We start from the raw sequence: 21599 nt of genomic DNA on the forward strand, positions 1-21599 counted from the left end.
ACTGTGGCTCAGGGACCAACGACGACGGGAATGACCGAGTGATGGAGCGGATCCTCAAGCGGGTTACCGGCGCCACTTTGCGCGGCGGGGCCGCGATTTTGGCGGCGGTGGCGATCCTTGCGGTGGCGGCGTTTGACGCGTCCGCCGCCCAGCCTCAGCCCTGGCAATTGGGCATGCAGGAACATGTCACGCCGGTGGGCCACGATGTGGACCAACTGCACGACATCCTGCTGGTGATCATCACGCTGATCAGCCTCTTCGTGCTGGCGCTGCTGGTCTATGTGTGCATCCGCTTCAAGCGAAGCAATAACCCGACCCCGTCGAAGACGACCCACAACACCCTGTTGGAGGTTGCCTGGACGGGTCTGCCGGCGTTGATCCTGGTGGTGATCGCGTTCTACTCCTTCCCGCTTCTGTACAAGCAGGACAAGGCGGTCGATCCCGACATGACGATCAAGGTCGAGGCGCATCAGTGGTACTGGAACTACACGTATCCGGACCAGGAGATCGCCTTCGACAGCTATCTGATCCCGGACGAGGAGATCAAAGAGGGCCAGACGCGGCTGCTCGACGTGGACAACCGTCTGGTGGTCCCGGTCGGCGCCACGGTCCAGGTTCTGGTCACGACCTATGACGTGATGCACTCCTTCTTCGTTCCGGCCCTGACGGTGCAGGTCTACGGCACGCCGGGCCGGATCAACGAGACCTGGTTCCAGATCGAGAAGCCCGGCGTCTATTACGGCCAGTGCAACCAGATCTGCGGCATTGACCATTCCCGGATGCCGATCGTGGTTGAGGCCATGGAACAGGCGGACTACGACGCCTGGCTCGTGAAGGCCAAGGAACAGTTCGCGATGAACCCGAGCGCGACCAAGGTCGCGTCGATCGCCGACTAACCGGTGGAGACAAACAAGATGGCAAGCGCTGAACACGCTCACGACCACGGTCACGACGACCACGGGGCGCCGAGCAGCTTCGTTAAGCGGTGGTTGTACTCCACCAACCACAAGGACATCGGGACTCTCTACCTGGTGTTCGCGGTGATCGCCGGCCTGTTCGGCGGTGCGATCTCGATCTACATGCGCATGGAGCTCCAGGATCCGGGCGTCCAGTACATGGCCGACGGCAACGCCTGGAACGTCTACGTGACGGCCCACGGCCTGATCATGGTGTTCTTCGTGGTCATGCCGGCGCTGATCGGCGGGTTCGGCAACTGGTTCGTGCCGCTGATGATCGGCGCGCCGGACATGGCCTTCCCGCGGATGAACAACATCAGCTTCTGGCTGATCGTCCCGGCCTTCCTGCTGCTGGTCCTGTCGATGTTCGTTCCGGGCACGGGCGGCGCCGACGGCGTGGGCACGGGCTGGACGATCTATCCGCCGCTGTCGGGCAAGCTCGGCACGCCGGGCATGTCCATGGACCTCGCGATCTTCTCGCTGCACCTCGCCGGTGCCAGCTCGATCCTGGGTGCCGCCAACTTCATCACCACCATCTTCAACATGCGCGCCCCGGGCATGACGCTGCACAAGATGCCGCTGTTCGTGTGGGCCATGCTGGTGACGGCCTTCCTGCTGCTGCTGGCGGTTCCGGTTCTGGCCGGCGCCATCACCATGCTGCTGACCGACCGTAACTTCGGCACGCACTTCTTCGAGCCGGCGGGCGGCGGCGACCCGGTGCTGTTCCTGCACCTGTTCTGGTTCTTCGGTCACCCCGAAGTGTACATCATGATTCTGCCGGCCTTCGGCATCGTCAGCCAGGTGGTCGCGACCTTCTCGCGCAAGCCGGTGTTCGGCTATCTCGGCATGGCCTACGCCATGGTCGCGATCGGCGTGGTCGGCTTCGTCGTGTGGGCGCATCACATGTACACGGTGGGCCTCGACGTCGACACGCGGGCCTACTTCACCGCGGCGACGATGGTCATCGCGGTACCGACGGGCATCAAGATCTTCTCCTGGATCGCCACCATGTGGGGCGGGTCGATCGAGTTCCGCCTGCCAATGATCTGGGCCGTCGGCTTCATCTTCCTGTTCACCGTCGGCGGCGTGACCGGCGTGGTGCTGGCCAATGCCGGCGTCGATATCGCCCTGCACAACACCTACTACGTGATCGCGCACTTCCACTACGTGCTGTCGCTGGGTGCGGTGTTCGGCATCTTCTGCGGGTTCTATTACTGGTTCCCGAAGATGACCGGCTACACCTACAACTCGATGCTCGCCCGCGCCCATTTCTGGGTTACCTTCATCGGCGTGAACCTCACGTTCTTCCCGATGCACTTCCTGGGTCTGGCCGGCATGCCGCGGCGCTACATCGACTATCCGGACGCGCTCGCGGGCTGGAACTACGTGGCCTCGATCGGCTCGTATATCGGCGGCATCGGCACCCTGATCTTCGTGGTCGTGGTCATCGAGGCCTTCAGCGCCAAGCGCAAGGCCGAGGCGAACCCGTGGGGCGAAGGTGCGACGACGCTGGAGTGGACGATCAGCTCCCCGCCGCCGTTCCACACCTTCAACGAGCTGCCCCGCATCGCCCCCTCCAAGGGCCATTGAGCGGAGCGTTCGGTGACTGACCTGACGGCTCAGACGCTTGCGGCCGAGGCCGTTCCCAGTTCGGGAACGGCCTCGGTCCGCGACTACATCGCGCTGCTCAAGCCGCGCGTGATGTCGCTCGTCGTCTTCACCGGCTATGTCGGCCTGGCCATCGCGCCGGGCGACATCCATCCGGTGCTGGCGATGATCGCGGTCCTGTGCATCGCCGTCGGGGCGGGCGCCTCGGGCGCCATCAACATGTGGTATGACCGCGACATCGACGCGGTCATGGGCCGCACCGACAAGCGGCCGATCCCGTCCGGCAAGGTCGACGCCGACGAGGCGCTGGCCTTCGGCGTCGTGCTCGCCGGGTTCTCCGTGCTGGTGATGGCGCTGGCCGTGAACATCCTGGCGGCCGTCCTGCTGGCCGCGACCATCGGGTTCTACGTCTTCGTCTACACCATGTGGCTGAAGCGCCGCACGCCGCAGAACATCGTCATCGGCGGTGCCGCCGGCGCGGTTCCGCCGGTCATCGGCTGGGCGGCGGCCACCGGCGACGTGTCGTGGCTCTCCGTCGTCCTGTTCGCCATCATCTTCGTGTGGACCCCGCCGCATTTCTGGGCGCTGGCGCTGTGGAAGCGCGGCGAGTACGCCGCCGCCGGCGTGCCGATGCTGCCCGTCGTCTCCGGCGAGCTGTCCACCAAGCGCCAGATCCTGTCCTATTCGCTCGTGCTCGGCGTCCTCGGCCTGGTGCCCTGGGCCATGGGTGCTGCCGGTGCGGTCTACGGCGTCGCCGCGATCGTGCTGGGCGGGCTGTTCATCCTCGGCGCGGTGCAGGTGCTGCGCGCCGGGACGGACGACATGAAGCCGGCGAAGCTGTTGTTCGGCTATTCCATCCTGTATCTGTTCGCCCTGTTCGGCGCCTTGCTGGCCGACTACTGGATCGTGGGATGACGGCGATGAGCGATCCCCGCACCGACCAGGACCAGACGGCGCCGACCAAGTCCGAGGACCTCTGGGCGCAGCGCCGCGGCAAGAATATCGCGATCCTGGCCACCATCCTGGGCCTTGCGGTGCTGTTCTTCGTTGTCACCATCCTGCGGATGAGCTGAGCGATGTCCGAACCGACCGACACCAACGACACCTCCAGGAGCGCCCGCTCCGCGCGGTCCAACCTGCGCGTCGGCCTGGGTCTGGCCGGCCTCGTGGCCGGCATGGTCGGCGTGTCCTACGCCGCCGTCCCGCTCTACACCCTGTTCTGCCAGGTCACCGGTTTCGGCGGCACCACCCAGGTGGCCGACGCCGCGCCCGGCGCCTCGGCCGAGCACCGGACCTTCACCGTGCGCTTCGACAGCAATGTGCGCGACGGGCTGGACTGGAAATTCGTGCCGGCGGCGCGGACCACGAAGGTCGAGGTCGGGGTCGAGAACCTCGCCTTCTATCGGGCGACCAATACCGGCGACACGCCGATCGTCGGCACCGCCGCCTTCAACGTGACACCGCACAAGGCGGGGCCGTATTTCATGAAGATCGCCTGCTTCTGCTTCACCGAACAGGTGCTTAAGCCGGGCGAGACGGTCGACATGCCGGTGCAGTTTTTTCTCGATCCGGAGCTCCTGAAGGATCCGAAGATGGACGGGGTGACCACGGTCACGCTGTCCTACACCTTCTATCCGGCTGAGGATCAATCGAAGGCCCAGCAACTCGCGCTGGCGCCGTCCGTAGAGTAACATACCGCCAGTTCCGGCGGAGGGTCTGAAGACGAGGGGACCGATGGCACACGAACAGCAACATCCCTACCACCTGGTGGAACCGAGCCCCTGGCCGTTCATGGGAGCCGCGTCCGGCTTCGTGCTCGCGGTCGGCGGGGTCATGTACATGCACGACCTGCAGTTCGCCGTTCCGATCATGGTCGTCGGCCTGGCGCTGATCCTCGCGACCATGTTCTTCTGGTGGCGCGACATCATCCGCGAGGCCCAGTGGCAGGGGCACCACACCCCGGTCGTGCAGATCGGCATGCGCTACGGCATGGCGCTGTTCATCACCTCCGAAGTGTTCTTCTTCCTGGCGTTCTTCTGGGCGTTCTTCGACATGGCGCTGTATCCGCGCACCGGCGTCTGGCCGCCGGAGGGGATCCAGACCTTCGATCCGTTCGACCTGCCGCTGATCAACACCCTGATCCTGCTGCTGTCCGGCACCACGGTCACCTGGGCGCATGCGGCCCTGCTGCAGAACAACCGCAAGGAGCTGCTCTGGGGCCTTGGCATCACCGTGATCCTCGGCTTCCTGTTCACCTGCCTGCAGGCGTACGAGTACAGCCACGCGGCCTTCGGCTTCACCGACACGGTCTATGCCTCGACCTTCTACATGGCGACCGGCTTCCACGGCTTCCACGTGCTCGTCGGCACCATCTTCCTGGCGGTGTGCTGGGTCCGTGCCTACAAGGGCCACTTCACCCCGGAGCACCATTTCGGCTTCGAGGCGGCGGCCTGGTACTGGCACTTCGTCGACGTGGTCTGGCTGTTCCTGTTCATCTGCGTCTACTGGTGGGGCGGCTGAGGCCGTTCCCCGAAGGGGAGCGCAGCGATGGACTCCGGCCCGTCTCCGATCTCGACCGGGCTGTCCTGCAAATGCCCGGCCTGCGGTAAGGGCCGACTGTTCGACGGGTATCTGACCGTCGTCGAAAAATGCGAGGCCTGCGGCGAGCCGCTGCGGGCCCGCAGCTCCGGAGACGGCCCGGCCGTCTTCGTGATCTTCGCCCTCGGAGCGATCCTGTCGGTGCTGGCCTGGATCGTCGAAGCGGCGTTTTCGCCACCGATGTGGGTCCATGCGGCCCTGTGGCCCGTCGCCGTGATCGTCGGCACCGTCCTGCTTCTGAGACCGTTCAAGGGCGTCGTCGTCGCGCTGGAATACCGGCACGGCACGCCTGACCAATAGCCGCCGCGGCACCCCCGCGGCCTGGGGATATCATGGCCTTTCGTCCGCGCCTCTGGCCGACCCTCATCACCGTTCCCGCCGTCGTCCTGATGGTGGCCCTGGGCGTGTGGCAACTGCAGCGCCTCGCCTGGAAGACCGAGCTGATCGACGCGTTCGAGTCCCGGGTCTCGGCCGAGCCGACGGATCCGCCGCCGGCGCTGACCCCGGCCGACATGGGCGACTGGCGCTACCGTCGGGTGACCGCGACGGGCCGCTTCCTGCACGACAAGGAACTGCAGATCACCGGCAAGCCCTACAAGGGCACGGCCGGATTTCACGTCATCACCCCGTTCGTGACCGATGGCGGCTTGACCGTGTTCGTGAACCGGGGGTGGGTCCCGGAGGATAAGCGCCGGCCGGCCGACCGCCCCGACACCCTGCTCCCGGCGCCCGCCGCCATCGACGGGGTGATCGTACAATCCGGGATCAAGGGCACCTTCGTGCCGGAGAACGAGCCGCAGAACGACGTCTGGTTCACGGTCCGGCCGGAAGCCATGGCCGCCCATCTGGGCCTCCAGGGCCCGGTCGCAACCGGCTACTATATTGACCAGCTCGCCGAGCAGCCCAAGCTGACGGTCCTTCCCTTCGGGGCGGAGCGGCATGTGACGGTGCGTAACGAGCACCTGCAATACGCCCTCACCTGGTTCATGCTCGCCGCCACCCTGATCGGCGTCTACATCGTCTGGCACCGCCAGGCGGACAAGGCCGAGCGCGACGGGGCCGAGCGGGATGGAGAGGGCGCATGAGCGCCACCCCCGCGACCGACGCCCTTGAGACCCGCTTCCGCCGGCTCTCCGCCCTGTCGGGTGCCGCCGGGATGCTCGGCTGGGACCAGCACGTGCTGATGCCGTCCGGGGGCGCCCAGGCGCGGGCCGAACAGCTCGCCACCCTCTCCGTGCTGCGCCACGAGCTGCTGACCGCTCCGGCGGTGGTCGACGACCTGGCCGCGGCGCAGGGCGAGCGCGTCGACGGCTGGCGCGCGGCCAACCTGGCCGAAATGCGCCGTACCCATGCCCATGCAACGGCCCTGTCCTCCGACCTTGTGGAGGCCCTGTCGCGGGCCGGTTCGCGCTGCGAGGCGCTCTGGCGCGAGGCCCGGGCCAAGGCCGACTTCTCCCTCGTCCGCGACGCCATGGCCGACCAGATCCGGCTGATCCGCGAGGAGGCGGCCGCCAAGGCCGACGCCCTTGGAACCACGCCCTACGAGGCGCTGCTGGACGGGTACGAGCCGGGCGGATCGATCTCGAAGATCGAGGCGCTGTTCGCCGAGCTGGAGGCCGAGCTGCCGCCGCTGCTCGAGGCGGTGCTCGAGCGCCAGGCGCGCGAGGGCGATCCGGTGCAGCCGGAGGGGCCGTTCCCCGTCGCGACCCAGCGCATCCTGTCGCGCCGGGTGATGGAGACCCTGGGCTTCGACTTCAACCACGGCCGTCTGGACGAGACGCTGCACCCGTTCTGCGGCGGCGTGCCGGATGACGTGCGCGTCACCACCCGCTACGACGAGACCGGCTTCATCAACGGCATCATGGGCGTGATCCACGAGACCGGCCACGCCCTGTATGAGCGCGGCCTGCCCGCCGACTGGCGCGGCCAGCCGGTCGGCGAGGCCCGCGGCATGGTGATGCACGAGAGCCAGTCCCTGCTGATGGAAATGCAGGCCTGCCGGTCGCCCGCCTTCCTAGGCCTGCTCTCGGGCTGGGCGCGGACGGCGTTCGGCGCCGACGGTCCGGCCTGGGAGCCGGAGAACCTGCGCCGGATCTACACCCGGGTCGCGCGCAGCTTCATCCGCGTGGAAGCCGACGAGGTGACCTATCCGCTGCATGTGATCCTGCGCACCCGGCTGGAGCGCGCCATGCTCTCGGGCGATCTGGAGGTCGCGGACCTGCCCGGGGCGTGGAACGCAGGCATGCGGGACCTGCTCGGCGTGACCCCGCCGGACGACGCGCGGGGCTGCCTGCAGGATATCCACTGGTACGACGGCGCGGTCGGGTATTTCCCGACCTATACGCTCGGAGCGATGGCGGCGGCCCAGCTCTTCCAGGCGGCGGTGCGGGCCGAGCCCGGCATCCCCGAGGCAATCGGCCGGGGCGACTTCACGCCGCTGGTCGGCTGGCTGCGGCAGACCGTGCACGGCGTGGCCAGCTCGAAGGGCACCGAAGAGATCCTGACGGCCGCCACCGGCGCGGAACTGAGCGCCGCCCCGTTCCTGGCGCATCTGAAGGCGCGGTACCTGGAGGGGTAGGGCGCTTTGTACGGCCCGGCCCTTCGACACGCCCCGAATGTTATCCGGGGCTGCTCAGGGCGAGGTCATCACAAAGATCAACTCTCTCTGACTTCGCCCTAACCCTCCGACCTCGCCCTGAGCAGGAGCGCAGCGACGTGTCGAAGGGCCGAACGCGACCGCCGCTCCCCCAACCTCACTCCCCGCTTTGCGGCAGCCCCGCCTCCAGCGCGCCGGCGATGATCTCGGACACCTCGTCGGCGGTGAAGCCGATGGTGCGGCGCTCCGGCACCTCCTTGCCGAGCTGGGTCCCCGCCACCAGCCGATACGTCTCCGCCGCGCCCATGAAGATCCGCGGGTCGAGGCCCACGTCGTTGAAGGTGCGGGCGATCTCCTCCATCTCGCCGACCCAGCGATAGGCCTTCGGCGCCATGTCCGGCAGCGAGCGGTCGAAGCGCTCGCGCAGCATCCGCAGGCTCGCCACCATCTCGGCGTCGAGTTCCTTGTCCACCCCGTAGGCCTTGGCCGAGGCGAGCGACTGGACCGCCAGCGCGGTCAGCCCCTTGGTGACCGCCGCATAGCTCATCTTCAGGGCGGACGCGGCACCCACGCCGCCCGGCACCGCACGCATGTCGAGCCCGAAATTCCGCAGCTCCAGCACCCGCGTGACGTCGTCCTCATGGCCGGAGACATAGAGCCGCGGGCCCATGCCGCTGGCGCTCTTCGGCGGGCCGCCGATGATCCCGCCGTCGACGAAGGGCACGCCGATCCCCTCGATCACCTCGCCCACCTCCACGGCCGAGGCCGGGGCGATGGCGTTCAGGTCCACATAGATCGGCTTCGAGCGGGCCAGGGCCAGGGAGGAGGCCAGGCGCTGCGCCAGTTCCAGCGCCAGGGACGGCGGCAGGATCGAGAACAGCACGTCGGCGCCGTCCACCGCCTCCACGTCGTCCTCGGTATCGGTGATGCCGGCGGCCCGGGCCAGCGCACGGGTGCGGTCCGACCGGTCGGCGAGATTGGTCGTCACCGTCAAGCCCTTGGCGACCAGCACGCGGGCGAGGGCATGACCCATGTCGCCCGGCGCGAAGATGGCAACTCTCTCGATTGTCATGCCGATCCGTTCCTAACCATCGGTGGAGGCCAAAATGGTGCTGCGAGGCGCCGTATGATCGCAAGGTTGCACACGGCCCGCACCAAGCATAGGTTACCGCGTCAACGCTCGGGGATATACAGGTCCGTGCAATACGTTAGCACCCGCGGGCAGGCGCCCGCTCTCGCCTTCGACGATGTTCTGCTCACCGGACTGGCCCGTGACGGCGGTTTGTACGTCCCGGCGGTCTGGCCGCTGTTCTCGAAGGACGACATCCGAAGTCTTCGCGGCCTCTCCTATGCGGAGGTGGCCACGCGGGTCATGGCGCCGTTTGTCGGCGGTACCATCCCCGAGGACGTCCTGCGCAAGATCGCCGAGGACGCCTATGGCGGTTTCGGCCATACCGCCGTCGCTCCCCTCAAGCAGCTCGACGGCAATCTCTGGATGATGGAGCTGTTCCACGGCCCGACGCTGGCGTTTAAGGACTACGCCATGCAGATCCTGGGGCGGCTGTTCGACCACGTGCTGGCCCAGCGCGGCGACCGGGTGACCATCGTCGGCGCCACCTCCGGCGATACCGGCTCGGCCGCCATCGAAGCCTGCCGCGACCGCGACAACATCGACTGCTTCATCCTGTTCCCGCACGGAAGGGTCTCGCCGGTGCAGCGCCGGCAGATGACCACGGTCGACGCGCCGAACGTCCACGCCATCGCCGTGGAAGGCACCTTCGACGACTGCCAGGACCTGGTGAAGGCGGCGTTCGGCGATACCGAGTTCCGCGACGAGATGACCCTGTCGGCGGTCAACTCGATCAACTGGGCGCGGATCATGCCGCAGATCGCCTATTACTTCTGGGCCGCGGTGGCGCTCGGCGCGCCGGAGCGCACGGTGTCCTTCTCGGTGCCCAGCGGCAATTTCGGTAACGTCTACTCGGCCTATGCCGCCCGCAACATGGGCCTGCCGATCGAGACCCTGGTGGTCGGCACCAACTCCAACGACATCCTCTACCGCTACCTGGAGAGCGGCACGATGGAGATCACTGGCGTGGCGCCGACCCTGTCGCCGTCGATGGACATCCAGGTCTCCAGCAATTTCGAGCGGCTGCTGTTCGACCTGCTCGACCGGGACGGCGATGCGGTCCAGCGCACCATGAACGGCTTCCGCCAGTCCGGCTCCTACACGGTCGAGCCCGAGCGCCACGCCCGGGCCACCGCGCTGTTCCGCGGCGCGCGGGCGGATGACGACGAGATCGTCGCCACCATCCGCGCCATCGCCGAGGAGACCGGCGAGGTGATCGACCCGCACACCGCCGTCGGCATCGCCGCCGCCCGCCGGACCCGTGCCGGCCGCGACGGGTCGATCCCGATGGTATCGCTGGCCTGCGCCCACCCGGCCAAGTTCGCCGAGGCGGTGGAGCGGGCCGTGGGTGCCGCCGCCCGGTTGCCGGAGCGGATGGCCGACCTGATGGACCGGCCGGAGCGCCAGACCGTGATGCCGAACGACCTTTCCGCCCTGAAGACACTGGTGCGCGACCGCGCGGCGCGGCGGGGAGCGGCAGCTTGACCGCACCAGCGCTCCCCGGGATGCGTCTGACCACCCTGGATAACGGGCTGACCGTCGCCACCGACGCCATGCCGTCGGTGGAATCCGCCTCCGTCGGCCTGTGGGTCGGGGTCGGCACCCGCCATGAGAAGCCGTCCGAGAACGGGCTCGCCCATCTGATCGAGCACATGGTGTTCAAGGGCACCGCCAAGCGCGATGCCGCCGCCATCGCCCGCGAGATCGAGGATGTCGGCGGTCACATGAACGCCTATACCTCGCGCGAGCAGACTGCCTATTACGCCAAGGTCCTGGCCGACGACGTGCCGGTGGCGATCGACCTGATCTCCGACATCGTGCAGAACTCGGTGTTCGATCCGGCCGAACTCGACCGCGAGCGGGCGGTGATCGTGCAGGAGATCGCCCAGGTCAACGACACGCCGGACGACGTGATCTTCGACCATTTCCAGACCGCCGCCTTCCCCGACCAGGGGCTCGGCCGGCCGGTACTGGGCACGGCCGAGGTGGTCCGCTCGGTGCCGCGCCAGTCGCTGGTCGACTACGTGGCGCAGAGCTACGGCGCCGATTCCTGCATCCTGTCGGTCGCCGGTCGGGTGGACCACGACCGGGTGGTCGAGCTGGCCGCCGAGCGCTTCTCGGCGATGCCGTCCAAGACCACCAAGACGACCGATCTCGGCCAGTATGCCGGTGGCGAGATCCGGGTGGAGCGCGAGCTGGAGCAGCTTCACGTGATCCTCGGCTTCCGCGGCACCTCGTTCGACGACCCGGATTTCTACACCCTGCAGGTCCTGTCGATGATCTATGGCGGCGGCATGTCCTCCCGCCTGTTCCAGGAAGTGCGCGAGAAGCGCGGGCTGGCCTATTCGATCTACTCCTTCACCTCGGCCTATCTGGATGACGGGCTGCTCGGCGTCTATGCGGGCACCGGGGCCGACGAGGTGGGCGAGGTGATGCCGGTGATCTGCGATCAGCTCCGGGCGATTCCGGACGAGCTGGACGAGAGCGAGCTGGCGCGGGCCAAGATCCAGCTCAAGTCCTCCCTGCTGATGAGCCGGGAGAGCACCAGCGCGCGCTGCGAGCAGCTCGCCAACCACTTCCTGGTGCATGGCCGCCTGCCGGACCTGGCGGATATCATCGAGAACGTGGAGAAGGTCGACCCGGCCGCGATCCGCGCGATGGTGGAGCGCCTGCTGAGCGCGCCGCCGACCCTGACCGCGGTGGGACCGACCGGCACTCTGGAAAGCTACGACGCCATCCGCGCGCGCCTGAGCTGACTTTTCAATTCAGCCCATTTCCCGGCATCGTGCCGGGACCCACGGGCCAGGCGCCACGCGCGCCGGAAGCAGAATGCTGAGCTTCCGGGCACGCTCCAGCGTGGACCCCGGAACAGGTCCGGGGAGTGAGTGTGGTTGCCGATCAGGGTGGTCCCTCGAGGGTCGGCCGCTTTCGCCGCACTGTCTGGAAACAACCACCCGTCTCCCGCTATCCCGTTCCCCACCACCACAATCACAGTTCCCGGTCTTGTGCCGGGACCCACGGTCGGGCGGCACGAACGCCGGAAGCAGGGCGCCGAGCTTTGGGCGCGCTCTGACGTGGACCCCGGACCAGGCCCAGGAGTGTGTGGGGTTGCTGGAGGTGCTGCTTTCCCTGCTCTCCCTCCAAACAACGACGCCCCCAGCATCACAACCACACTTCCCGGCCTTGTGCCGGGACAATCCGGTCCGCTGGGACGGGCGTTCGAGGGTACAGTCTCGATCGCGCGAGTTCCCCCGGCCTTGCCCCGGAACAAGTCCGGGGAGTAGATGGAGTCGAAAGGCCCTACAGCGCCCGCAGCAGGAGCAGCACCCCGCCCTCATGGGGCAGGCGGGGAAGGGACGGGATGTCGACCGCGTCCACCTCCCGGAACCCGCATCTTCGATACAGGCCGAGCGCCGGCGCGTTATCGGCGAACACCCGCAGCGTCAGCTCCGAGAACCCCGCCGCGCGGGCCCTCTCGGCGACAGCCTCGATCAGCGCCCGGCCGACGCCGTGGCCGCTTGCCCTGGCCCCGACCGCCAGCATGTTGATGAACCAGGAGCCCGGACGTCCCATGGCCTGGATCGGCGCCACATGGGCGGCGCGGTCTTCGGGGACGCTCGCCTCCAGGCCGGAGGGCGGCTGGTCGTCGAAGGGCTGGCTGGTGATCGCGCCGACCGGCTCGCCGTCCAGCTCCGCGATCAGGACGCGGCTCCAGGACAGGGCGGTGTCGGCCGACAGCACCGCCTGCAGCATGAGCTGGGCGGCGCCCGGCTCGTCCGGACGGTCATCGTAGATGAATTCGTAGACCCCGCCGCCGGCGAGGATATCGAGGGCGGCGACGACCGGCGCGTCGGTGGGACGCGCCGGCCGGATGCTCAGATCAGGCAAGAGACTGCAGCAGGCCGGGCGTCAGGCCGCCTTCTTCAGGTGCTTGGCGACCAGTTCCTCGGCGATCTGCACCGCGTTCAGGGCGGCACCCTTGCGCAGGTTGTCGCTGACGCACCAGAACACCAGGCCGTTCTTCACGGTCGGATCGACCCGGATGCGGCTGACATAGACCGCGTCCTCGCCCGCACTCTCCACCGGGGTGACGTAGCCCTCGTCGGCGCGGTGGTCGAGCACGATCAGCCCAGGGAAGCCGTGCATCGCCTTGCGGGCGGTCTCGGCGTCGATCGGCTTCTTGGTCTCGATGAACACCGCCTCGGAATGGCCGATGAACACCGGGACGCGGACGCACTGGGCGACCACGTCGATGTCCGGGTCGAGGATCTTCTTGGTCTCGACCGTCATCTTCCACTCTTCCTTGGTGAACCCGTCATCCATGAACTTGTCTATGTGCGGGATCACGTTGAAGGCGATCTGCTTGGTGAAATTCTCGCGCTCGATCGGGTCGTTCACGTAGACCGCACGGGTCTGATTGAACAGCTCGTCCATGCCTTCCTTGCCGGCACCGGAGACCGACTGGTAGGTCGAGACGACCACCCGCTTGACGCCGAACGCGTCGTGCAGCGGCTTCAGCGCGACCACGAGCTGCGCGGTGGAGCAGTTCGGGTTGGCGATGATGTTCTTCTTGCCGTAGCGGGCCAGCGCGCCGGGGTTCACCTCCGGCACGATCAGCGGCACGTCCGGGTCCATGCGGAAGGCGGAGCTGTTGTCGATGACGACGCAGCCCGCCTGGCCGGCCTTCGGCGCGTATTCCAGCGAGACGTCGCCGCCGGCGGAGAACAGGGCGATATCGGCCTTGGAGAAATCGAAGGTCGCGAGGTCCTGAACGGTGAGCGTGCCCTTCTCGCCGAAGGACACTTCGTTCCCGGCGGAACGGCCCGAGGCGAGGGCAATGACCTCGTCGGCGGGGAAGTTGCGCTCGGCCAGCGTGGTCAGCATCTCGCGTCCCACCGCACCCGTGGCGCCGACAACGGCAACTCTGTAGCCCATTTCTTTCTCCTTTCGCGATACGCGCGACAGTCGGCCGGGGTTTACGCCCCCCGGTCCTGCATCGCAAGCACGCAAACGGAAGGGCGGAAGCCGCTAGCCGGTGGTCTTGGTGGTGGTTTTCGGGGTGGCGAACGCGCAGACGCCGACGCCGGCCGCTTTCGGAGCGGAGCGCAGGAGAAGGTCAGCCAGGGTAGCCATCGCGTTCATGGGAAGGACGTATAAGCGATTTTAGGGGTGTGGGGAAGTAGACTTCTGGTGTGGGGTCCGTCCTGTCCTACACCAACCCCCATCCGTCATCCTGATGCAAATCAGGATCAAGCCTCAGGCGGCTTTCGCGCCGGAGGCAGGGTCCTGAAACAAGCTCAGGACGACGGGAAGGGTGGGAGGATAGGGGCGCCGGATCAGACCAGCTTGTCCAACTCCTTGAGGATGCTGTCGGTCATGGTCGCGGTGGAGACCTTGGCCTTGCCCGGGGCCATGATGTCGGCGGTGCGCATGCCGCCGGCCAGCACGTTGTCGATCGCCTTCTCCAGCAGATCGGCGTCCTCGGCCATGTCGAAGCTGTAGCGCAGCAGCATGGCGAAGCTCAGCATCTCGGCGATCGGGTTGGCCATGCCCTTGCCGGCGATGTCCGGGGCGGAGCCGTGGACCGGCTCGTACAGGGCGTGGCGCTTGCCGGTGGTCGGATCCTCCGCACCGAGCGACGCCGACGGCAGCATGCCGAGCGAGCCGGTCAGCATCGCCGCACAGTCGGACAGGATGTCGCCGAACAGGTTGTCGGTGACGATCACGTCGAACTGCTTCGGCGTGCGGACGAGCTGCATGGCGCAGTTGTCGGCGAACATGTTCTCGTATTCGAGACCCTCGCCCTCGGCCTTGTGCAGGGCGGTCATGACCTGGCGCCAGAGCACGCCGGACATCATGACGTTGGCCTTCTCCACCGAGGTCACCTTGCCGCGGCGCTTGCGGGCGAGGTCGAAGGCGACCCGGCCGATGCGCTCGATTTCCGGCGTGGTGTAGGCCTGGGTGTCGAAGCCGCGCTTGCTGCCGTCGGGCAGGTCCTCGATGCCGCGCGGCTCGCAGAAATACACGCCACCGGTCAGCTCGCGCAGGATCATGATGTCGAGACCCGACACCAGCTCCGGCTTCAGCGAGGAGTTCTCGACCATGGACGGGAAGACCATCGCCGGACGCAGGTTGGCGAACAGGTCCATTTCCTTGCGCAGGCGCAGCAGGCCGCGCTCCGGCTTCAGCTCGAACGGCAAGTCGTCGTATTTCGGGCCGCCGACCGCGCCGAACAGGACGGCGTCGGCATGGGTGGCGTCGGTCATGGTCTCGTCGGTCAGCGCCGTGCCGTGCGCGTCGTAGGCCGCTCCGCCGACCAGGCCTTCCTCGATGTCGAAGGACACACTGCGCTTCTTCGCCATCCAGTCGACGATGCGCAGAGTCTCGCCCACGACCTCGGGGCCGATGCCGTCACCCGGCAGCACCAGCAGTTTCTTGTTCGACGCCATAACCCGCATTCCTCCAGAAGACCCTCTTCTCCCCGCGCAGTTCCTTAAACAAAGGGGCGAGGCGAAGCAAACCGGTTGTTTTTCTCGACCGGCGGGATCTGCCCCGCCGGCCGGTATCGTGACATTACGCCCAGGGCGTCGCCGCCCGGCAAATTACGCCCAGGGCGTCGCCGCCTTGCGCTTCTCCTCGAAGCTGTCGATCTTCGAGGCCTGCTGCAGGGTCTGGCCGATATCGTCCAGGCCGTTGATCAGGCAGTGCTTGCGGTGGGCGTCGATCTCGAACGACACGGTCTCGCCGTTCGGGCGGCCGATGGTCTGGTTCTCCAGATCGATCTCCAGCACCGCGTTGGAGCCCTTGCCGGCGTCGTCCATCAGCTCGCGCAGCTGCTCGTGGGTCACCTGAATGGGCAGGATCCCGTTCTTGAAGCAGTTGTTGTAGAAGATGTCCGCAAAGCTGGTGGAGATCACGCATTTGATGCCGAAATCGAGCAGCGCCCAGGGGGCGTGCTCGCGGCTCGACCCGCAGCCGAAATTGTCTTCCGCCACGATGACCTGGGCGTTGCGGTACTGCGGCTTGTTCAGCACGAAGTCCGGCTTCTCGCTGCCGTCCTCGTTGTAGCGCATCTCGGCGAAGGCGTGCTTGCCGAGGCCGGTCCGCTTGATGGTCTTCAGGTACTGCTTGGGAATGATCATATCGGTGTCGATGTTGATCATGTCCATCGGTGCGGCGGTGCCGCGCAGCTGGGTGAATTTCTCCATCGGTGTTCTCCTCCCGGATGGGGCGTTCTTGTCAGATCAGGACGGCGTGGACGGAGCGACATCCTCGGTCCGCTCCCCCGGCAGTCCGTCGTCGATTTTCGGCCAGGACAGGCGGCTCTCCACACCCCAATGGGCTTGCGGCGGGATCGCGTCGGGTCGGTCGAGACTGGGAATGGTGACCGACACATGCGCCGCTCCCTCCCGCTCGTAGGTCAGGGGCGTGCCGCATTCCCCGCAGAAGCCGCGCTGGGCGAGGGACGAGGAGCGGTAGCGCTTGGGCTCCGCCCCCGTCCATTCGAAACTGCCCCGGTCGAACCCGACCAGGGCGGCAAACGGACCGCCGGTCGCCTGCTGGCACATACGGCAATGGCAGTAGTGCGGCCGCAGCGGCGTTCCGGTCGTGCGGTAGCGCACATGGCCGCACAGGCAGCCACCCGTCCATACCGCAGCCCCGGTGTCCGCCGCCATCGCCCCGGCCTCAGTTCGCCAGGGTCCGCACGTCGGCCAGATGGCCGGTGACGGCGGCGGCGGCGGCCATGGAGGGGCTCACCAGATGGGTGCGCCCGCCCGGACCCTGCCGGCCCTGGAAGTTCCGGTTGGAGGTGGACGCGCAGCGCTCGCCCGGCTCCAGCTTGTCGGCGTTCATCGCCAGGCACATGGAGCAGCCCGGCTCGCGCCAGTCGAAGCCGGCCTCCTTCAGGATGACGTCGAGGCCTTCCCGCTCGGCCTGCTCCTTCACCAGGCCGGAGCCCGGAACCACCAGCGCGTGGACATTGGCGGCGACCTTGCGGCCCTTGGCGATCGCGGCGGCGGCGCGGATGTCCTCGATGCGGCCGTTGGTGCAGGAGCCGATGAAGACCTTGTCGATCTTCACCTCGGTCATCGGCGTGTTCGGCGCCAGGCCCATATAGGCGAGCGAGCGCTCGATGGCGGCCTTCTTGCCCGGATCGCTTTCGGCGGCCGGGTCCGGCGTGTGGCCGGTGACCGGGACGACGTCCTGCGGGCTTGTGCCCCAGGTGACCTGCGGGATGATGTCCTCGGCCTTCAGCACCACTTCCTTGTCGTAGGTGGCACCCTCGTCCGACGGCAGGGTCTTCCAGTACTCGACGGCCAGCTCCCACTCGCCGCCCTTCGGCGCCATCGGACGGCCCTTCAGGTACTCGAAGGTGGTCTCGTCCGGCGCGATCATGCCGGCGCGCGCACCCGCCTCGATCGCCATGTTGCAGACCGTCATGCGGGCTTCCATGGACATGTTGCGGATCGCCTCGCCGGCGAACTCCACCACATGGCCGGTGCCGCCGGCGGTGCCGATCTTGCCGATGATGGCCAGGACCACGTCCTTGGAGGCCACGCCCTCGGGCAGCACGCCGTCGACGGTGATGCGCATGTTCTTGGCCGGCGCCTGGGGCAGGGTCTGGGTGGCGAGCACATGCTCGACCTCGGAGGTGCCGATGCCGAAGGCGAGCGAGCCGAACGCGCCGTGGGTGGCGGTGTGGCTGTCGCCGCAGACGATGGTCATGCCCGGCAGGGTGAAGCCCTGCTCCGGGCCGATGATGTGCACGATGCCCTGGCGGACATCCATCACCGGGAAATACGGGACGCCGAAATCCTTGACGTTCTTTTCCAGGGTTTCGACCTGGATGCGGCTTTCCTCGTCCTCGATCCCCTTGGTGCGGTCGGTGGTCGGGACGTTGTGGTCGGCGACCGCCAGGGTCAGGTCGGGCCGGCGCACCTTGCGGCCGGCGAGCTTCAGGCCCTCGAAGGCCTGCGGGCTGGTGACCTCATGGACCAGGTGGCGGTCGATATAGATGAGACAGCTTCCGTCCTCCTGGACGTCAACCAGGTGGCTTTGCCAGATCTTGTCGAACAGCGTGCGGGGCGTCGCCATGGCTGCCGGTTCCTCCTAAAGTATGGGGGCCGCGGGGGCCTGGAGCGGGCTGGGCTCCGGCGGCGGCCGGTCTCTCTCTCAAGTCTTCTCGCGTTCCGTTGGCCGGAACGGCGTGTTTCGAGCGCCGGACTGTACAAGGACGTGGGTTGCAGGCAAACGGTGAAACGCGCAAGAACGCTTTGCACGAGGGCTGCTTCACGCCCGAATCGTGCTTCGCCCGCCTTCTGACCGATCCCCGACGACCATTCGAGCCGCCCCCATGACGGAAATGCTGTCCGACCTCGACGCGACGATGCTGGTTCTCACCATCTGCGCCGCCTTTCTCGCCGGCGCGGTGCGCGGCTTCGCCGGGTTCGGGTCGGCGCTCGTGCTGGCCCCGGTGCTGGCCCTGGCCTACGGGCCGACGGTGGCGGTGCCGGTCATGTCGGTGCTGCAGGTGCCGATCCTGTACCAGGTCACCAAGATCGCCATGCGGGAGACCAACTGGAAGCGCACCGCGCCGATGGCGGCGACCGCGCTGGTGTCGATCCCGCTCGGGGCTCTGGTGCTGAAGAGCCTGGATCCGGAGATGCTGCGCATCGGCATCTCGGTGATCGTGCTGTCCCTGGCGGCGGTCATGGCGGTCGGCGGCCTGCCCCGGGTCGGGCGCACCCGCACCCGCGATCTGGTGGCGGCGTCGACGGCGGGGGCGATGGGCGGGGCGACCGGCATCGGCGGGCCGCCGCTGGTGCTGTATTTCCTGGCGACCGCCGAGCCGGCGCGGCAGGTGCGCGGCGACCTGTCGGGCTATTTCCTGGTCACCGGGATCGTCGGCCTGGCGACATACTTCTTCTACGGCCTGATCACCCTGAAGGCGCTGACGATCGGCGGCATCCTGGCGGTGCCGCATTTCGCCGGCATGTCCTTCGGCGGCTTCCTGTTCCCCCGGGCCAGCGAGAAGACTTTCCGCTGGATCGCCCTGACGATCCTCGCCTGTGTCGGGGTGGGGACGTTGCTGAAGTAGAGGCGTTCTACGCTCACCCACCTCATACACTCCCCGGACTTGTTCCGGGGCAACGCATGCGTCCGCGCCTGGCGCCCCCGTCGACGCCCGTTGATGGGATTGCCCCGGAATGAATCCGGGGAGTGTGAGAAGAGGAAACCGGAGAGCCCTCAAACGGAAAACGCCGCGACCCTGGGGATCGCGGCGTTCCGTGTTCTTGAACCCGATGGCGCGGGAGGCTTACGCCTCGGCGTTGCTCTCGGCGGCCTTCGCCTCGCGGGCGGCAGCCTGGGCGGCCTTGTTGGCGGCTTTCGCCTCGGCGGCGTTGGCGCGCTCGTTGGCGGCCAGCTTGCCGGCGTAGCCGGTGGTCTTCTCGGCGATACGGGCCGACTTACCGGTGCGGCCGCGCAGGTAGTACAGCTTCGCGCGACGGACCTTGCCACGGCGCATCACCTCGATGGCGGCGATCCGCGGGGAGTACAGCGGGAACACGCGCTCCACGCCCTCGCCGTAGGAGATCTTGCGGACCGTGAAGGAGGAGTTCAGGCCGTCGTTGCTGCGGCCGATGCAGACGCCTTCGAAGGCCTGGATACGCTCACGCGTGCCTTCGACCACCTTCACGTCGACGCGGACGGTGTCGCCCGGGGCGAACTCGGGGATGTCGCGGTCCGCGCTCAGCTTCTCGACCTGCTCTTTGTTGAGCTGCTCGATGATGTTCATGGCTTCGTCTCCGTCTCGAGGCCGGCTCGAACTCGTTCCGGCGGTTGGTCCCGTTGTCGTCGGCCGCATGGTCTATCGACCGTCGGCCTGGTCCTTGCTCTTGCGGTAGCGCGCCCAGAGGTCCGGTCGCCGCTCCCGCGTGATGGTCTCCGCTTCCCGGCGCCGCCATGCCTTCACATTGGCGTGGTGTCCGCTGGTCAGCACCTCGGGGACGGCCATGCCGTTCCAGTCCCGAGGCTGCGTGTAGAGGGGATACTCAAGCAGCCCCTCCTCGAAACTCTCCTCGGCCAATCCGTCGGCCGCACCCATGACGCCGGGCAGCAGGCGGATCACCGCATCCATCATCGCCAGCGCCGCCGGCTCGCCGCCGGACAACACGAAATCCCCGAGGCTCACTTCCTCAAGGTTGCGGGCGGCGATCACCCGCTCGTCCAGTCCCTCGTAGCGCCCGCAGACGATCACCGCACCCGGTTCCGCCGCCAACGCCTTCGCCCGCGCCTGATCGAAGCGCCGTCCACGCGGGCTGAGGTAGAGCCGCGGACCCGGTCTGTCCTCCACCGCCGCCAATGCCGCATCCACGACATCCGGGCGCATGACCATACCGGTACCCCCGCCAAACGGGGTATCGTCCACGGAGCGGTGCTTATCTCGCGCGAAGTCCCGGATGTCCAGCGTTTTCAGACTCCATACGCCGGAATTCAGGGCCTTTCCCGCGAGCGACAGACCGAGCGGCCCCGGAAACATCTCCGGGAACAGCGTCAGTACCGTGGCCTGCCACCCGGCGGCATTGCCGTCGGGCGAAAGGGCCGCGGACCGCTGATCGACCTGCGGCTCGATCCGCTCGTCCACACCGTACTCCTATTCTTCGTCGCCCCGGTCCTCCCGAGGCGACTTGTCCGGCCCGTCGTCCAGCGCGCCTTCCGGCGGATCGACCACCATGCGGCGCGCCGTCAGGTCGACCGTCGGGACGACCTGCTCGGTGAAGGGCAGCATCCGCGCCTTGCCGTCCTCGCCCCGGAATTCCAGCACGTCGCCCGCGCCGAAATCGTAGAGGGCGGAGACCCGGCCGAGCAGGGTGCCGTCGAGGCCGACCACCTCCATGCCGATCAGGTCGGCATGGTAGAAGCTGCCGTCGTCCGGTTCGGGCAGTGCCTCGCGCGCCACATACAGCCGCTGCCCCTTCAGGGCCTCGGCGGCATTGCGGTCGCCGACCCCCTCCAGGGCGACGATCACCTGTCCCTTGGCCTCGCCGGTAACCTGCAGGGTGAACCGCCGCGTCCCGGTCTCGTCCTCGACGGGACCGTAGGCGGCGATATCGGCCGGCACCTCGGTGAAGGGTTTCACCTTCACCAGGCCCCGGACCCCGTGCGGGCCGGTGATGGCCCCGAGACAGACGCGTGCGCTCATGGCGGCGGCCTCTGCGAGCATGGAAGGGCTCAGGCCTCGGCCTTCTCTTCCTCGGCCGGAGCCTCTTCGGCGGCCGGCTCAGCGGCGGCGGCGGCAGCAGCCTCGGCGGCTTCGGCGGCCTTCGCGGCTTCCTCGGCCTCGCGCTCGGCGCGCTTCTTGCCCGGCGCGGCCTTCTTGGTCTGCTCGTTCCACACGAAGGCATCCATCACGCCGGCCTTGCCCAGCAGCTTGTGGACGCGGTCGGTGGCCTGCGCGCCGACGGAGAGCCAATGCTTGATCCGGTCTTCCTTGACGATCAGGCGGTGCTCATGGTCCTGCGGCAGCATCGGGTTGTAGGTGCCCAGCTTCTCGACGAAGCGGCCGTCGCGCGGGGAGGTCGCCTCGGCGACGACGATCCGGTAGAACGGGCGCTTCTTGGCGCCGCCGCGGGACAGGCGGATACGAAGTGACATTGTGGTTCCTTTCTCAGTACATTCTTTAGTTTGTTCAGTGCGTTAGTCGTGCTCC

The 21599-nt window shown here is 67.5% G+C and carries 23 protein-coding genes; 12 read left to right on the forward strand and 11 right to left on the reverse strand.

Going from position 1 to position 21599, the window contains the following annotated elements:
* Positions 1-41: 41 nt before the first annotated feature.
* The 9 genes from coxB to T8K17_RS05985 are packed head-to-tail and all read left to right on the forward strand — an operon-like array spanning position 42 to position 7740.
* Complete coding sequence (coxB, locus tag T8K17_RS05945) at positions 42-896, forward strand: cytochrome c oxidase subunit II (protein WP_322333583.1); 855 nt, start codon at positions 42-44, stop codon at positions 894-896.
* Between the two features lie 18 nt (positions 897-914).
* A complete protein-coding gene (gene ctaD, locus T8K17_RS05950; protein ID WP_322333584.1) occupies positions 915-2546 on the forward strand; it encodes a cytochrome c oxidase subunit I in 1632 nt (543 codons plus the stop codon).
* 12 nt (positions 2547-2558) lie between these two features.
* Positions 2559-3479 (forward strand): heme o synthase, encoded by a 921-nt coding sequence (locus tag T8K17_RS05955; protein ID WP_416153172.1) that lies wholly within the window; start codon positions 2559-2561, stop codon positions 3477-3479.
* A 5-nt stretch (positions 3480-3484) separates the two neighbouring features.
* A complete protein-coding gene (locus tag T8K17_RS05960; protein WP_322333585.1) occupies positions 3485-3637 on the forward strand; it encodes a hypothetical protein in 153 nt (50 codons plus the stop codon).
* A gap of 3 nt (positions 3638-3640) precedes the next feature.
* Positions 3641-4255 (forward strand): cytochrome c oxidase assembly protein, encoded by a 615-nt coding sequence (locus tag T8K17_RS05965; protein WP_322333586.1) that lies wholly within the window; start codon positions 3641-3643, stop codon positions 4253-4255.
* Between the two features lie 43 nt (positions 4256-4298).
* A complete protein-coding gene (locus T8K17_RS05970; protein ID WP_322333587.1) occupies positions 4299-5084 on the forward strand; it encodes a cytochrome c oxidase subunit 3 in 786 nt (261 codons plus the stop codon).
* Positions 5085-5111: 27 nt separating this feature from the next.
* Positions 5112-5462: a DUF983 domain-containing protein gene (locus T8K17_RS05975; RefSeq protein ID WP_322333588.1), complete on the forward strand. Its 351-nt coding sequence runs from the start codon at positions 5112-5114 to the stop codon at positions 5460-5462.
* A 32-nt stretch (positions 5463-5494) separates the two neighbouring features.
* Positions 5495-6247 (forward strand): SURF1 family protein, encoded by a 753-nt coding sequence (locus T8K17_RS05980; RefSeq protein WP_322333589.1) that lies wholly within the window; start codon positions 5495-5497, stop codon positions 6245-6247.
* The gene (locus T8K17_RS05985; protein WP_322333590.1) at positions 6244-7740 is read left to right on the forward strand and encodes a carboxypeptidase M32; all 1497 of its coding nucleotides are present in this window, start codon (positions 6244-6246) and stop codon (positions 7738-7740) included. Before T8K17_RS05980 ends, T8K17_RS05985 begins: the two co-directional genes overlap by 4 nt.
* A gap of 175 nt (positions 7741-7915) precedes the next feature.
* Here the strand turns inward: T8K17_RS05985 and T8K17_RS05990 are convergent, their stop codons facing one another.
* Positions 7916-8830 carry an NAD(P)-dependent oxidoreductase gene (locus T8K17_RS05990; protein ID WP_322333591.1) on the reverse strand — a complete coding sequence of 305 codons (915 nt, stop codon included), beginning with the start codon at positions 8828-8830 and terminating at the stop codon, positions 7916-7918.
* A gap of 126 nt (positions 8831-8956) precedes the next feature.
* Here T8K17_RS05990 and thrC point away from each other — a divergent pair, with 126 nt between their 5' ends.
* Positions 8957-10372, forward strand: coding sequence for a threonine synthase (gene thrC / locus T8K17_RS05995; RefSeq protein ID WP_322333592.1), 1416 nt, complete (start codon positions 8957-8959; stop codon positions 10370-10372).
* A gap of 20 nt (positions 10373-10392) precedes the next feature.
* Entirely contained in the window at positions 10393-11643 is a 1251-nt protein-coding gene (locus T8K17_RS06000) for a pitrilysin family protein (RefSeq protein WP_322334934.1), read from the forward strand.
* A gap of 544 nt (positions 11644-12187) precedes the next feature.
* On the opposite strand, the gene T8K17_RS06005 is transcribed toward T8K17_RS06000, so the two are convergent.
* The 6 genes from T8K17_RS06005 to leuC all read right to left on the reverse strand — a co-directional run bounded on the left by T8K17_RS06005 (position 12188) and on the right by leuC (position 17983).
* Positions 12188-12775: a GNAT family N-acetyltransferase gene (locus T8K17_RS06005; RefSeq protein ID WP_322333593.1), complete on the reverse strand. Its 588-nt coding sequence runs from the start codon at positions 12773-12775 to the stop codon at positions 12188-12190.
* Positions 12776-12796: 21 nt separating this feature from the next.
* Complete coding sequence (locus tag T8K17_RS06010; RefSeq protein ID WP_322333594.1) at positions 12797-13822, reverse strand: aspartate-semialdehyde dehydrogenase; 1026 nt, start codon at positions 13820-13822, stop codon at positions 12797-12799.
* 401 nt (positions 13823-14223) lie between these two features.
* Positions 14224-15336 carry a 3-isopropylmalate dehydrogenase gene (gene leuB, locus T8K17_RS06015; RefSeq protein ID WP_322333595.1) on the reverse strand — a complete coding sequence of 371 codons (1113 nt, stop codon included), beginning with the start codon at positions 15334-15336 and terminating at the stop codon, positions 14224-14226.
* Positions 15337-15489: 153 nt separating this feature from the next.
* A complete protein-coding gene (gene leuD, locus T8K17_RS06020; RefSeq protein WP_322333596.1) occupies positions 15490-16095 on the reverse strand; it encodes a 3-isopropylmalate dehydratase small subunit in 606 nt (201 codons plus the stop codon).
* A gap of 36 nt (positions 16096-16131) precedes the next feature.
* Positions 16132-16563, reverse strand: coding sequence for a GFA family protein (locus T8K17_RS06025; protein WP_322333597.1), 432 nt, complete (start codon positions 16561-16563; stop codon positions 16132-16134).
* Positions 16564-16573: 10 nt separating this feature from the next.
* Positions 16574-17983 carry a 3-isopropylmalate dehydratase large subunit gene (leuC, locus tag T8K17_RS06030; RefSeq protein WP_322333598.1) on the reverse strand — a complete coding sequence of 470 codons (1410 nt, stop codon included), beginning with the start codon at positions 17981-17983 and terminating at the stop codon, positions 16574-16576.
* A 259-nt stretch (positions 17984-18242) separates the two neighbouring features.
* Here leuC and T8K17_RS06035 point away from each other — a divergent pair, with 259 nt between their 5' ends.
* The gene (locus T8K17_RS06035) at positions 18243-18986 is read left to right on the forward strand and encodes a sulfite exporter TauE/SafE family protein (RefSeq protein WP_322333599.1); all 744 of its coding nucleotides are present in this window, start codon (positions 18243-18245) and stop codon (positions 18984-18986) included.
* Between the two features lie 219 nt (positions 18987-19205).
* Here T8K17_RS06035 and rplS read toward each other — a convergent pair whose 3' ends face one another.
* The 4 genes from rplS to rpsP form a co-directional block, all read right to left on the reverse strand.
* Complete coding sequence (rplS, locus tag T8K17_RS06040) at positions 19206-19685, reverse strand: 50S ribosomal protein L19 (protein WP_322333600.1); 480 nt, start codon at positions 19683-19685, stop codon at positions 19206-19208.
* A 72-nt stretch (positions 19686-19757) separates the two neighbouring features.
* Positions 19758-20447: a tRNA (guanosine(37)-N1)-methyltransferase TrmD gene (gene trmD, locus T8K17_RS06045; RefSeq protein WP_416153192.1), complete on the reverse strand. Its 690-nt coding sequence runs from the start codon at positions 20445-20447 to the stop codon at positions 19758-19760.
* A gap of 96 nt (positions 20448-20543) precedes the next feature.
* Positions 20544-21092, reverse strand: a complete 549-nt coding sequence (rimM, locus tag T8K17_RS06050) for a ribosome maturation factor RimM (protein ID WP_322333601.1) — start codon at positions 21090-21092, stop codon at positions 20544-20546.
* A 29-nt stretch (positions 21093-21121) separates the two neighbouring features.
* Complete coding sequence (rpsP, locus tag T8K17_RS06055) at positions 21122-21544, reverse strand: 30S ribosomal protein S16 (protein WP_322333602.1); 423 nt, start codon at positions 21542-21544, stop codon at positions 21122-21124.
* Between the last annotated feature and the right edge of the window lie 55 nt (positions 21545-21599).

Source organism: Thalassobaculum sp. OXR-137, assembly GCF_034377285.1.
GTDB lineage: Bacteria > Pseudomonadota > Alphaproteobacteria > Thalassobaculales > Thalassobaculaceae > Thalassobaculum.

What these genes read in the sequence shown, in the direction of transcription:
- T8K17_RS06025 (WP_322333597.1), bottom strand. Translation starts at nt 16,563, where the DNA reads ATGGCGGCGGACACCGGGGCTGCGGTATGGACGGGTGGCTGCCTGTGC.
- ctaD (WP_322333584.1), top strand. Translation starts at nt 915, where the DNA reads ATGGCAAGCGCTGAACACGCTCACGACCACGGTCACGACGACCACGGG.
- rpsP (WP_322333602.1), bottom strand. Translation starts at nt 21,544, where the DNA reads ATGTCACTTCGTATCCGCCTGTCCCGCGGCGGCGCCAAGAAGCGCCCG.
- coxB (WP_322333583.1), top strand. Translation starts at nt 42, where the DNA reads ATGGAGCGGATCCTCAAGCGGGTTACCGGCGCCACTTTGCGCGGCGGG.
- leuC (WP_322333598.1), bottom strand. Translation starts at nt 17,983, where the DNA reads ATGGCGACGCCCCGCACGCTGTTCGACAAGATCTGGCAAAGCCACCTG.
- T8K17_RS05980 (WP_322333589.1), top strand. Translation starts at nt 5,495, where the DNA reads ATGGCCTTTCGTCCGCGCCTCTGGCCGACCCTCATCACCGTTCCCGCC.
- T8K17_RS05965 (WP_322333586.1), top strand. Translation starts at nt 3,641, where the DNA reads ATGTCCGAACCGACCGACACCAACGACACCTCCAGGAGCGCCCGCTCC.
- rplS (WP_322333600.1), bottom strand. Translation starts at nt 19,685, where the DNA reads ATGAACATCATCGAGCAGCTCAACAAAGAGCAGGTCGAGAAGCTGAGC.
- T8K17_RS05970 (WP_322333587.1), top strand. Translation starts at nt 4,299, where the DNA reads ATGGCACACGAACAGCAACATCCCTACCACCTGGTGGAACCGAGCCCC.
- leuD (WP_322333596.1), bottom strand. Translation starts at nt 16,095, where the DNA reads ATGGAGAAATTCACCCAGCTGCGCGGCACCGCCGCACCGATGGACATG.
- T8K17_RS05985 (WP_322333590.1), top strand. Translation starts at nt 6,244, where the DNA reads ATGAGCGCCACCCCCGCGACCGACGCCCTTGAGACCCGCTTCCGCCGG.
- rimM (WP_322333601.1), bottom strand. Translation starts at nt 21,092, where the DNA reads ATGAGCGCACGCGTCTGTCTCGGGGCCATCACCGGCCCGCACGGGGTC.
- T8K17_RS06010 (WP_322333594.1), bottom strand. Translation starts at nt 13,822, where the DNA reads ATGGGCTACAGAGTTGCCGTTGTCGGCGCCACGGGTGCGGTGGGACGC.
- leuB (WP_322333595.1), bottom strand. Translation starts at nt 15,336, where the DNA reads ATGGCGTCGAACAAGAAACTGCTGGTGCTGCCGGGTGACGGCATCGGC.
- T8K17_RS05975 (WP_322333588.1), top strand. Translation starts at nt 5,112, where the DNA reads ATGGACTCCGGCCCGTCTCCGATCTCGACCGGGCTGTCCTGCAAATGC.
- T8K17_RS05960 (WP_322333585.1), top strand. Translation starts at nt 3,485, where the DNA reads ATGAGCGATCCCCGCACCGACCAGGACCAGACGGCGCCGACCAAGTCC.
- T8K17_RS05990 (WP_322333591.1), bottom strand. Translation starts at nt 8,830, where the DNA reads ATGACAATCGAGAGAGTTGCCATCTTCGCGCCGGGCGACATGGGTCAT.
- T8K17_RS06035 (WP_322333599.1), top strand. Translation starts at nt 18,243, where the DNA reads ATGACGGAAATGCTGTCCGACCTCGACGCGACGATGCTGGTTCTCACC.
- T8K17_RS06000 (WP_322334934.1), top strand. Translation starts at nt 10,393, where the DNA reads ATGCGTCTGACCACCCTGGATAACGGGCTGACCGTCGCCACCGACGCC.